An 11,627-nucleotide genomic window follows, 5' to 3' on the forward strand; every position below is an offset into this window, starting at 1 on the left:
CACGGGGAGCGAACGTAACCAGTTGCGACCGGAGACGGACTGCTACAGTCCCGCGACGAGGTCTTCCAGCGCCGCCCGCGGATCGTCGGCCTTGGCGACGCCCGACGCGAGGAGGATCCCAGTCGCGCCGAGATCCCGTGCGGCGAGCACGTCGTCTCCGGTCGAGACGCCCGCACCGCAGTAGACGTCGACGTGATCGTCGACGGCCCCCGCGGCGTCGACGGCGTCGACGACGATGTCGGGATCGGCGGTCGACACCGAGACGTCGCCACCGATGAGTTCGGGCGGTTCGACGGCCACGGAGTCGGGGCCGAGCGCCGCGACGGCACCGATCTGTTCGGGGTTGTTCCCGCAGACACACGTCTCGAGCCCCGCGCGGTCGGCGGCCGCCAGCGAGGCGTCGATGTCGGCGAGCCGGAGGCGGTTCTCGGAGTGGTTCAGGAGTGTGCCGACCGCACCGGCCTCGGCGACGGCCTCGGCGAGCGTGCTGCCGGTGTGAGAGCCGTGTCCGTTCGGCGAGACGTGCTGTGCCCACGTTTCGACGCCCGTCTCGGCGACACGTTCGATGTGTGCGGCCTGCGGCGAGACCGCGATTCGGACGCCGGAGCTGTCGGCGACGTCACGGGCGGCTTCGGCGACTGCGACGGGGTCACAGGGGTACGCCTTGAGGTTGACCAGGATGAACATGCGGATGAGTGTTCACTCTCCGACGGATAAATAGCTTCACCCCGCGGCCGTGGCGGAGCGATGGTACTCAGAGGGCTGACAGCCGGTACGGACTCCGGAGCGCGGCGACGTACCGGACAGCTGCTGCCCGCCGCGCGTCGGTCGCTACGTCGCGATCACGAACCACGGTGGCGTCGGTTTCCCATATGAAACTTCGTGGGCGCACGAGGAGTCACCGGGGGTCGTCGGTGGTCGATCCGCGTGAGCCGTTAGGAGTCGTGCGTCAGTCCTTTCGCTTGACGACGTCGCCGAGAGTCGTCGTCGTCGACGACCCCGAGGACCACTCGCTCTCGTCGTCGTCGCTGCCCGACCCCTCGACGAGCGAGATGCCGAGCTCCCGTTCGAGTTTCTTGCGCACGTCGTCGCTCGGGAGGACGTCGCCGCGTTCGATCTTCCGGATGAGGCTCGTCTTCTCGTTGAGTTCGCCGGCGAGGTCCTGCTGGCTCTGTCCGCGACTCTCGCGGGCCTCGCGGACACGCTGGTCGTAGTCGGTCGCGATCTCGTCCATCGTGTCGAACATATCGCGGCGGCGGCGGGTCGACGACGAGGACGACGAGGACGACGAGGACGAGGACGAAGACGACGCCTTCCCCGACGACGACGAGGTCGAGTACTTGCTGGACGAACTCGACGACGACTCAGTGCGGACCTCGGTGCCGAAGTCCTTGCAGTCGTCGCAGAGGTCCAGTTCGGCACCTTCGACCTTGACCGTGGTGAGCGACGACTTCGAGGCGCCGCACATCTCGCACTGGGGCATACCCCCACTAGCAGAGCATGGTGTATAAAAGGTGCGCCAGCACTCACCCGGGCATCGCCGTGAACTCTCCCGTGGACGCGATCCGCGGTAGTCGTCCGGAGGCCGGATAGAAACCGGGAGGACCGCGATGCGCGGTCAGATCGAGCGGGGTCACGTCCGACTGGGTCGCCGCGCGTCAGGCCAGATCCGACCACGCACCCCAGAACCGCTGGAGCGCCGTGAGGTGGCCGACGACGGCGAAGAGGACGAGCAGGAGGCCGACGACCGACAGCCCGGCCACGATCGTCCCTGGGACGGCCGCCGCGACGACCGCCGCGAGGCCCACGAGCGCGAGCCGGTCCGCCCGGCCGACCAGCCCGCCGTACGCTCGGCCGAGACCGACGGCCTGAATCTGCGTTCCCAGATAGGAGGTCATCACGACGCCGGTGACGGCGGCGAAGCCGAGACCGTAGCGGTCGATACCCGCGGCGAGACCGGCGATGATGACGATGTCGGCGTAGCGGTCGAGCACGTGGTCGAGGAAGTCGCCAGCGTCGCTGGCGACCTCCTGTTCCCGGGCGAGTGCCCCGTCGACGAGGTCGAGCCACCCGTTCAGGAAGACACAGACGGCGCCGAGGAGGTACGCGACCGACGAGGCGAGGACGAATGCCCCGCCCGCGACGAGGGCGACGGCGAACGCGATGACGCTCACGCCGTTCGGCGTCAGTCCGACGGCGTCGGCGGCGCTGACGAACGGCCCCAGCGCACGGTCGGCGACCGGCCGAAGCCTGTCGAGCGTCATGGGTGGAGGTAGTCCGTGAAGTCCACCTCGCCGGCCGACGGGTCACGCTCGCCCGTGACGACCCGTTCGATCTCGGTGGCGACCTCGCCGGGGGAGCGGTCGGTCGTGTCGATCTCGTAGACGCGCTCCGCGCCGTGCTCGACCGCCTCGGAGAGGATCACGTCGAGCGCCTCGCTCTCGGCGTTCTCGGCCGCCTTCGCCTCGCTCAGGCCACGTTCGCGCAGCCGCGACTCGAGGACGTCGGGCCGACACCGTAACACGATCACGCGGTCGGCGTCGAGGAGGTGTGCGAGGTGCGATTCGAGGACGACCGTGTCGGCGTCGCTCCCGTCGTTTTCGTCCTCGTCTTCGGCTTCCGCCCGTGGTGTGTCCACGTGGTCGTCGACCCACGCCGCGAGCGCGTCGACGTCGACGACGAGGGAGTCGCGGTCGGCGTCGCGTTCGGTCCACAGCCCCTCGCGCTCGACCACCTCGTTCAGGTGGACGACCTCGTACGTGCCGGGGAGACGGTCGGCCGCGGTCGTCTTTCCCGTCCCAGGGGTCCCGGTCAGGACGACCCTCACGCCTCAGCCACCTCGCGGGTGACGCGGTTGAGCACCTCGACGGCGCGCTCGGTCCCCTCGCGCGTCCCCGTGGAGACGCGGATGCACGCCGGCAGCCCGAACGAGGAGCAGTCGCGGACGATGACGCCCGCTCGCTGGCTGGCGTCGGCCACTGCCGACGCGTCGCCGACGTCGCAGAGCACGAAGTTGCCCGCGCTCTCCCAGGTGTGGGCGTCGAGTCGCTCCTGCAGGTAGTCGCGGGCCCATCGCGCAGTCTCGACCGTCTTCTCGAGGTGGCCGTCGTCGGTGAGCGCCGCCGTCGCCGCCCGGCAGGCGAGTTCGTTCGCCGCGAACGGCGTGTTGACGCGGGCGTAGACGTCGGCCCACTCGGACGGAACGAGTGCGTAACCGATCCGGAGCCCCGCGAGCCCGTACGCCTTCGAGAACGTCCGGGTGACGGCGAGGTTGTCGAACGCGTTGAGGAGCGTCGCGGCGCTCTCTCGCGTGGAGTACTCGCCGTAGGCCTCGTCGGCCACGACGAGGGTGTGGTCGTCGACTCGGTCGAGCAGGGCGATCAGTTCCTCGTGCGGCATCTCGCTGCCGGTCGGGTTGTGCGGCGTCGTGACGTAGACGATCCGCTCGCCGTCGTACGCGTCGATCACTCTGTCGGCGGTCTGGGCGAAGTCGTCGGCCTTCGAGAGCGGATAGGAGGCGACGGTGCCGTGGTGGTACCGCGCGGTCATCCCGTAGTAGGAGAAGCCGGGGTCGGGGACGAGGACGCGGTCACCGGGTTCGAGCACGGCGCGCGAGAGGTAGTCGAGCGACCCGTCGGCCCCCGCGGAGACCCACACCTGTCCGGGAGTCAGGTCCCACTCGGTCGCCAGTCGGTCCGTCAGGTCTGTGTGCGACGCCTTGGGGTAGACGTGGACCCGCGAGGCGTACTCGTGGAGCACGTCGACGGCGGCGGGGCTCGGTCCGTGGGGGTTCTCGTTCGAGGAGAGCTTCGTCAAGGATTCGGGGTCCATCCCGAGGTCGCGGGCGACCTCCTCGACGCCCCGTCCGGGGACGTACGGTGTGTGCGCGGAGAGGTCCCGTGGCTGCATGGTCGAACGATACGGTGCCCGGTTGATAAGGGTGGTTGTACGGGGCTGTGACCGGTGCTCGCGCCCACGGAGGGCGATCGGTCTCCCGCCGAGGCGGGGTGACGACCGACGACGAGATCCGGACGTCGCCGACGCGGCGATCTCCGTCCCTGAATATCCACCGCCACGGATTAAGCACTCCCCCGAATAACGCTGTACGTGCCGGCCGGCAGCACGGGGGAAGCTTGGGGGAAACGAGTGCCGATACCCGACGCAGCCGTCGCCGACACGCAGGGGATGCCCGCGTCGTCTCAGGGGTGACTCACCCTGACGCGACGTGCCCGCCCTCCACACTACAGGTCGGATGGGGTATATAAATTCACGCCGAGAGTCGAAACCGAGTATCCCATCACATCGAGAATCGGAACTCATTATAGGTTCACGCCGAGGACTGAAACCGTTCGGTGGCGTACTCCGACCCGACCCCGGCTGCAACCCGGACGGGCGACGACAGTGCGGTCACCCTCCGACGCCCCGCGGCGCGGTCACACCCCATGATCGTAGAATTCGACATCGACTCCGACGTCCTCTCGCACGCGCTCCAGCACGCCCCGGAGATGTCCGTCGTCGTCGACCAGCTCGACGCGTCCGACGCGGTGCCGCTCCGGAACCTCTTCTGGGCGACCGGCGGGGCGTTCGAGACGTTCGAGGACGCCCTCGCCGAGGACCCGACGATCACCGCGTTCGAGTGTATCGCCGAAGAGGGTGACGCACGGCTCTACCGGGTCCAGTACACCGACGACGTCCCCGAGGTCGCCGCCTACCGTGCGTCGGTCGCACTCGACGGCGTCGTCCTCCGCGCGGAGAACGACGGCAGCGGCTGGCTCGTCAGGATGCGCTTCCCGGACCGCGAATCCATCGCCGCGTTCTGTGAACGCTGCTGGGAGTCCGGCTTCGACCTGCGTATCCGGGCCGTGTACGACCAGCGGAACGAGGCGCCCGAGAAACGGTACGGGCTCACCCAGGCGCAGTACGAGACGCTCCTCACGGCGCTCGAACACGACTACTTCTCTATCCCACGCGGCGCCTCGCTGCGGGACGTCGCCGACGAACTCGGTGTCTCGAGCCAGGCCGCCTCCGAACGACTCCGGCGAGGGATGAAGACGCTCGTCCGCGCGACGCTGGCCGATCCGGAGGAGTACAGCGACGCCGAGGCGGCGGCCGAGGCGAACGCCGATCAGTGAGTGGGTGAGCGGCGTGACCGACGGGACGGCGTGGACGACCGACTGACCGGTCGACGGGAGGACGTGGACGACTACCGCGACGAGATCCACGACGACCGGTCGTCGACGACGGCTCGGCGACGTGCCAGCAGTTCCGAACGTTCCGGAGTCGGCACCCGCCTCAGAGGTCGGCGTCGATCCGATCGGCCGCACGGAGCGCGAGCGCCGCGATCGTGAGCGTCGGGTTCATCGCGCCGCCCGTGGGGAAGACGCTCGACCCGACGAGCCAGAGGTTCGCGAGGTCGTGCGTTCTGAGCCCCGAATCGACGACGCTCTCGTCGGGGTCGGTTCCCATTCGCGTCGTCCCCATCTGGTGGAACGCCGGTCCGGTGTTCTCCGGACCGACGCGCCACTCGATCGTCGCGCCCAGTTCGTCGAGTACCGATCTCTGGACCCGGTTCGCTCGCCGCAGGGCCGCCCTCGTCGACTCGTCGAGCGACCACTGCACGTCCGGGACCGGGTTGCCGTGGTCGTCCGTTCGAGCGGGATCGAGCGTCACGCGGTTCTCCCGCCGCGGGAACTGTTCGACGAGCGCCCCCATCCCGACGTGGGTGCCGTACGCGTCGGCGACCGCGGCCTGCAGGTCGTCGCCCCACGTGCCCGCGGAGAGCGCCACACCCACCGGCGTCGGTCCGGCGTAGTTGAGGAACTCCAGTTTGACCCCGTTGATCGGCTCCGTGTCGTCGTAGAACTGGTGTGACTCGCTGGTGTTGAAGCCGACGTGGTGTTGCCGGGTGTCGGCGTCGAGCCGTCCGCCCATCCCCGCGAAGAGGTGGTCCATGAAGTACCGTCCTACCGCCCCGGAGGAGTTCGCCAGGCCGTCGGGATACGCGGGAGAACGCGACAGCAGGAGCAGGCGCGGGGTCTCGACGCCCCCGGCGGCGACGACGAATCGGCGAGCCGTCTGTTCGTGTTCGGTCCCGTCGGGTGTGGCGTACACCGCCGCCTCGATCCGGTCGCCCGCCCGGTCGTGGACCAGCCGCTGGACCGGGGCACGGTCGATCACGCGCGCTCCCGCCTCGACCGCCCGCGAGACGTGCGTCTCCGCGGTGTACTTCGCGCCCGAGGGACAGACCGGCTTGCAGGTGCCGAAGCCGACGCAGGCACCCCGACCGTCGTACGGTTCGGAGTTGCGCGCGTTCGGCACGGAGTGCATGTCGATCCCCAGTCGCTCGCAGGCCGGCGCGAACAGCGAGTCCGAGTACGACGGGGGGAACGCCGGGAGCGGAAACGGCTCCTCCCGAGGTGGGGCGTACGGGTTGTCGAGGGCCCCGGCGACGCCCAGTTCACGCTCCGCGTCGAGGTAGTCGGGGCGGAGTTCCTCGTACGAGAGCGGCCAGTCGACGCCGACGCCGTGTCTCGTGCGGAGCTCGAAGTCGCGCTCGTGGAGCCGCATCACCATCCCGTGCCAGTGGAGCGACGAGCCGCCGACACCCTTGACGCGCGCGGCGTTCAGGGGGTAGTGTCGTCGTCCCGACGACGTGTAGGCGTCGCGCGGGCCGCCCATCTCCCACGGGTTCGCCATGTCGGGCCGGAGGTGCGTCTCCATCCGTCCCCGGCGGTCGCCCGCGTCACCGTCGAACCGCGGCCCCGCCTCCAGGATCACGACGTCGTGGCCCGCCTCGGCCAGTCGACACGCGACGAGTGCTCCCGCCGGGCCGGAGCCGACCACACAGACGTCCGTCCGCGGCGAGGGGGTGCGGTCGCGGTCGTCACCGGACGGGTCAGCCATCGTCGAGCGCCTCCGGACCGCGCCGGTACGAGCCGATCCCGCCGGGGTAGCCCACGGGGTTCTCCGTGCCGATGAGCTCTCCTCCCGTTGGAGACGTGTACAGCGCGTACAGCAGGTCGTTCACGACGAAGAAGCGCAGGCGGGCCGAGATGGCACCCCCGGGATCGGGGTCGGCCACGTCCACGCCGAGGTCGCGCAGGAGTCGATCACGCGTCTCGGGGGCGAGCGAGGCGAACGCCTCGCCGTGCCAGTCGCGGGCGATCGCGTCCAGTTCGGCAGCCGCCGCTGCCACGCCGGCGCGGTGGTCGGGGTCGCTTCGGATCCGTCCCCGGACGTACGTCTCGACGAACCGCTCGTGTCCCTCGACCGCCGACGGGTAGAGCACCTCCGCGGCCGCGACGAGCACGCCGAGTGCGTCCTCGTCGACGCGCTGACGTCCGTCGGAGCGCCCCACGTCTCCGTCGCGGTCGTCGTCGTCACCGTCGTCGGCGACCGGCGGTCCGTGCGTCGCGAGTTCGCCGAGCGCCGCCCCGCCGCCGACGCTCACTCCGACGCCCGCGAGGACGGCGAGCGCGTCGCGTCGCGACAGTCTCATCGCCCCGATTTTGGTTAGCCTAAACTTATGGGTTGCCATCTCCGGTGGCACCGTCCCCCGGAGTCTCTCCGACCGGAGACGCCACCAGACGTATGTGGCGGCGGTCTCGAACGGGTGGCATGGGAGAGACGCACAGGGACCGGGCGGAGCGGGTGGTGGAATCGCTCGGGCTCGGACTCGGCGACGACGGCTTTCCGGACGTCGCGGTCGGACGCCGACTCGCGTACGCGACGGTGCCCGACTGGATCGACACGAGCACGCCCGGTTCGACACTCGAATCCGAGCGGACGAGCGGGCTGGACGGCGCTCGCGGCGTGGTGTACGAACTCCCGACGTTCGGCCTGCGCGTGCTCGTGTTCGAGGCCGGCGTGGTCGTCTGCCCGGACGCGTCGGACCGCGACGTGGCGGGGGCGGCGCTCACGGCGACGGTGACGAAGCTCGCCGGGACGCCGGTCGACCCCGCCGCCCTCGGGCTGCGGACCGTCTCGCTGTCCGCGGGACCGGACGGCACGTGGTCGCCGACGGCGGTCGAAGACGTGACCGGAACCCCCCTGCAGGAGGTCGAGCCCGACGACGGGGACGACGCCGAACGCGACCGCCCCGACGTCGGGACGGGCGTCGGCGTGACTCCGGGACCGTGTTCGGCGTGTGGGCGCGTCCCCGACGGCTGGGAGCAGTACTGCCCGCGGTGTGGGACGGATCTCAAGCCCGAACAGTGCGCGTCGTGCGGGGCGTCGCTCGCCCGCTGGATGCTCTACTGCCCGTCGTGTGGCGTCGACGTGACCGGATCGCTCTGATCGGGCGTCGCCGCCGCGACCGCCCTTCCCTGGTCGGCGTCCGGCGGCGACCCCATCCTGCCGACGCGGTATCATTTATACTCCTCGTGGCACAACTCCCGAACGCACATGGAACTCACCTGGCACGGACACTCCTGCTGGCACGTACAGGTCGACGACACCTCGCTGCTCATCGACCCGTTCTTCGACAACCCTCACACCTCGCTGGAGCCGGCCGAGGTCGACACGCCGGACTACCTGCTTCTGACACACGGCCACGCCGACCACATCGCCCACGCGGGCGAGTTCTCCGGGGCGACCGTCGTCGGAACGCCCGAACTCACGGGGTACGTGAGCGAGGAGATGGGGTTCGACGAGAGTATCGGGATGAACATCGGCGGCACCGTCGAGTGCGGCGACGCGTACGTGACGATGCACCGCGCGGACCACACCAACGGCATCATGACCGGCTACGAGTACGACGCCGGGATGCCCGCCGGCTACGTGATCTCGGACACCGTGCCGACGCAGGTGTCGGACGAGGAGTCGACGACGTTCTACCACGCGGGCGACACGGGTCTCATGACCGAGATGCGCGACGTGATCGGGCCGTATCTCGAACCCGACGCCGCCGCCCTCCCGGTGGGCGACCACTTCACCATGGGGCCGTGGCAGGCGGCCGTCGCCGTCGACTGGCTCGACGTCGACCACGCGTTCCCGATGCACTACGACACGTTCCCACCGATCGAGATCGACGTCGACGACTTCGTACGCGAGGTCGCCGGGACGGGCAGCGACGCCGAGGTTCACGTCCTCGCCGGCGACGAGACGTTCGAGCTCTGATCGGTCCGGCGACGACGAACGCTTCCGGACCGATAGTCGACCGTCCGAGGGCGAGGTCGTCCCCGGTTTCGGCGACCCGCCCGCATCCCGAGCCGGACAGCCAGCACGTTTTCGGCCGTCCGCGTCGAACCTCGACCGAGCATGGTGACCGTCTCGGCGACCACGCAGGTCGCAGTCTGCCCCGACCGCGCCTTCGCGTTCGTCGACACGCCGGCGAATCACGAACGGATCTCCCCGAGCATCGCGTCCGTCCACGACGTCGAGCCGCTCGACGGCGGCGGCCACCGCGCCGCGTACACCTACCGGATGGTCGGCGTCCCGCTCGGGGGCGAGATCGAAGTCGTGCGACACGATCCCCCTCGACGGCTGACGTTCGAGATCCGGGGCGGGATCGACGGCGAGATGGACTGGCAGTTCGAACCGAGCGAGGCGGGGACGCGCGTCACCTGCGAGGCGACGTTCGCGGTCCCCGGCGGCGCGCTCGGGTCTGTCGTCGAGCCGGTGATCCGTGCGTACAACCAGCGCGAACTCGACCGGACGCTGACGAACCTGGCGGCGGCGCTCGCGGAGTCGGAGCCGAGCTCGTAACACGACCGACCGCGGACGCCCCCGCCCGGTTCTCGGAGGCGATACTCGCGGCAGCGGCTTTTTACGATCACGCCAGCACTCATCGGTGAGTACGGCGACACCACGTGGTGTCTCTGTCGTGAGAGATGAAGCTCAGAACGAAGTTCGTCGTCGTGCTGTTCGTGGTCACGCTGGTCCTCAGCAGCGTCACCTACGGCGGGCTGGAGCTGTACAAGGGTGAGACGCTCGAACGGAACCAGGCGAGCGTCGACGAGTCGGCGCGGCTGGCGGCCGACCAGATCGACAGCGAGATCCGCGAACGTCGTGACTACGTCGGCTACGTGGCCTCACAGCCGGCGACCGCGGACTTCTCGCGGGGCGACGAGACGATCGGTGGCGTCGTCAACAACAGTCGGTTCTTCGCCGCACAGATCGTGGCGGCGAACGGGACGGTCGTCGCGTTCGGCGGACAGATCGACGAGACTGTTCGACGGGACGCCATCGGCTCCGACGTCTCCGACGAGGCGTACTTCGCGGAGGCGACGACGAGGAGTTCGTACGTCTCGGCCCCCGAGTCGGTTTCTTCGCGCGACCGATACCTGGTCGTCATCAGCGCCCCCATCCTCACCGAATCCGGACTCCACGGCGTATTCGCGGCCTCGATCTACGTCTCGACCGACACGCTACTCGACCCCGTCGCCACGCTCGACACGCGGACCCAGCGCGTGACCGTCACGGCCGGTGACACGGTCCTCTTCGATAGCGACGACCGGTTCGACCAGGTGCTCACCAGTACGGTCGCGGTCGAGGAGACCGGCTGGCAGCTCACCGTGGCGCGGGACCGTTCGCTGCTGAACGCACAGCTCCAGTCGCTCGCGGTCGCACAGGGGGTCGGGCTCCTCTTGGTGCTCGTGGCCGTGGTGGGGTTTTGGATGTGGGAGTACCGCATGAACCTCCGACAGACCGAGCGTCTCCTCGACGGCTTCTCCGCGCTGCTCGACGGCGACCACGGCCACTCGCTCGACATGGCGACGAGCGAGGAGTGGATGCAGATCGGCGAGGGGTTCAACGAACTCTCGGCGGGACTGGCCGCGCGGGAGGCGGCCGTCCACGAGCGCGAGGAGCGACTCGCGGTCCTGAACCGCATCCTCCGGCACAACCTCCGCAACGACATGAACGTCATCCTCGGCTACGCGGACGTCATCGCCGGTCGCGCCGAGCGCGAGGCAGTGGCTGCCGCCGCCGAGACCATCCGCGGGAAGGGGACGGACCTGGTCGATCTGAGCCAGAAGGCACGGTGGATCGACGAGGGGCTCGGCGACGGGACGGTCGAACGGCGTCGTCTCGACATCGTCCCGCTCGTCTCCGACGTGGTCACCGACCTCGCGGAGGCGTACCCGACGGTCGAGGTCGCGACGGCGTTCCCGGAGTCGGCGACCACGTTCGTCGCACCCACGGTCGAGACCGCGATCCGCAACGTCGTCGAGAACGCCTTCGAGCACAACGACGCCCCTGAACCGTTCGTGTCGGTGTCAGTCGAGGCTGCAGCCCCGCCCGCCGACGGCCGCGATCCGTGCGAGAGACCGTCCGAACCCCACGCGGCGAACGCACCCGAACGGGTGAGTGTCGTCGTCGCCGACAACGGCCCCGGTCTCTCCGACTACGAGCGAGAGGTGGTCGTCGAGGGCCACGAGACGGCGCTCGAACACGGCAGCGGGATCGGCCTGTGGCTCTCGCGGTGGCTCGTCGAACACTCCGGTGGACGGCTCCGGTTCGCGGACAACGAACCACGAGGGACCGTGGTCACCCTCTCTTTCCCGACGGCTGATGCCGACCTCCGCCGGGGACGCGGGACCGACCTCCGCTGAGGACGCGGGACCGATGAATCGACCGGGTCGCCGGAGCGTCGATGTCCGTTCGAGTCAGTGTCGATCGAGTCGTCA

General features: G+C 69.6%; 12 protein-coding genes. 5 read left to right on the top strand and 7 right to left on the bottom strand.

What is annotated here, in order from left to right; all coding sequences use genetic code 11:
* Nucleotides 1-42 precede the first annotated feature (42 nt).
* The 5 genes from tpiA to hisC all read right to left on the bottom strand — a co-directional run bounded on the left by tpiA (nucleotide 43) and on the right by hisC (nucleotide 3,909).
* A complete protein-coding gene (gene tpiA, locus FZP69_RS10870; protein ID WP_152041318.1) occupies nucleotides 43-687 on the bottom strand; it encodes a triose-phosphate isomerase in 645 nt (214 codons plus the stop codon).
* A gap of 262 nt (nucleotides 688-949) precedes the next feature.
* On the bottom strand, nucleotides 950-1,483 hold the full coding sequence (locus tag FZP69_RS10875) for a multiprotein bridging factor aMBF1 (protein WP_152041319.1): 534 nt from the start codon (nucleotides 1,481-1,483) through the stop codon (nucleotides 950-952).
* Between the two features lie 175 nt (nucleotides 1,484-1,658).
* On the bottom strand, nucleotides 1,659-2,264 hold the full coding sequence (locus FZP69_RS10880) for a CDP-alcohol phosphatidyltransferase family protein (protein ID WP_152041320.1): 606 nt from the start codon (nucleotides 2,262-2,264) through the stop codon (nucleotides 1,659-1,661).
* Nucleotides 2,261-2,827: an adenylate kinase family protein gene (locus FZP69_RS10885; protein WP_152041321.1), complete on the bottom strand. Its 567-nt coding sequence runs from the start codon at nucleotides 2,825-2,827 to the stop codon at nucleotides 2,261-2,263. The genes FZP69_RS10880 and FZP69_RS10885 overlap by 4 nt, the downstream gene beginning before the upstream one ends.
* Nucleotides 2,824-3,909, bottom strand: a complete 1,086-nt coding sequence (gene hisC, locus FZP69_RS10890) for a histidinol-phosphate transaminase (protein ID WP_152041322.1) — start codon at nucleotides 3,907-3,909, stop codon at nucleotides 2,824-2,826. Before hisC ends, FZP69_RS10885 begins: the two co-directional genes overlap by 4 nt.
* Nucleotides 3,910-4,442: 533 nt before the next feature.
* On the opposite strand from hisC, the gene FZP69_RS23035 reads away from it, so the two are divergent.
* Nucleotides 4,443-5,132 (top strand): helix-turn-helix domain-containing protein, encoded by a 690-nt coding sequence (locus tag FZP69_RS23035; protein ID WP_152041323.1) that lies wholly within the window; start codon nucleotides 4,443-4,445, stop codon nucleotides 5,130-5,132.
* A gap of 160 nt (nucleotides 5,133-5,292) precedes the next feature.
* On the opposite strand, the gene FZP69_RS10900 is transcribed toward FZP69_RS23035, so the two are convergent.
* Nucleotides 5,293-6,903, bottom strand: coding sequence for a GMC family oxidoreductase (locus tag FZP69_RS10900; protein ID WP_152041324.1), 1,611 nt, complete (start codon nucleotides 6,901-6,903; stop codon nucleotides 5,293-5,295).
* Nucleotides 6,896-7,498: a gluconate 2-dehydrogenase subunit 3 family protein gene (locus FZP69_RS10905; RefSeq protein ID WP_152041325.1), complete on the bottom strand. Its 603-nt coding sequence runs from the start codon at nucleotides 7,496-7,498 to the stop codon at nucleotides 6,896-6,898. The genes FZP69_RS10900 and FZP69_RS10905 overlap by 8 nt, the downstream gene beginning before the upstream one ends.
* 119 nt (nucleotides 7,499-7,617) lie before the next feature.
* Here FZP69_RS10905 and FZP69_RS10910 point away from each other — a divergent pair, with 119 nt between their 5' ends.
* From FZP69_RS10910 to FZP69_RS10925, 4 genes are all read left to right on the top strand, one after another.
* Nucleotides 7,618-8,295 (top strand): zinc ribbon domain-containing protein, encoded by a 678-nt coding sequence (locus FZP69_RS10910; RefSeq protein WP_192918541.1) that lies wholly within the window; start codon nucleotides 7,618-7,620, stop codon nucleotides 8,293-8,295.
* A gap of 108 nt (nucleotides 8,296-8,403) precedes the next feature.
* Nucleotides 8,404-9,117 (top strand): metal-dependent hydrolase, encoded by a 714-nt coding sequence (locus FZP69_RS10915; protein ID WP_152041327.1) that lies wholly within the window; start codon nucleotides 8,404-8,406, stop codon nucleotides 9,115-9,117.
* Between the two features lie 141 nt (nucleotides 9,118-9,258).
* Nucleotides 9,259-9,705 (top strand): SRPBCC family protein, encoded by a 447-nt coding sequence (locus FZP69_RS10920; RefSeq protein WP_152041328.1) that lies wholly within the window; start codon nucleotides 9,259-9,261, stop codon nucleotides 9,703-9,705.
* 125 nt (nucleotides 9,706-9,830) lie between these two features.
* Nucleotides 9,831-11,552: a sensor histidine kinase gene (locus FZP69_RS10925; RefSeq protein WP_152041329.1), complete on the top strand. Its 1,722-nt coding sequence runs from the start codon at nucleotides 9,831-9,833 to the stop codon at nucleotides 11,550-11,552.
* Nucleotides 11,553-11,627 lie beyond the last annotated feature (75 nt).

The sequence above is a fragment of the Salinigranum salinum genome (assembly GCF_009176545.1).
Classification (GTDB): Archaea; Halobacteriota; Halobacteria; order Halobacteriales; family Haloferacaceae; genus Salinigranum; species Salinigranum salinum.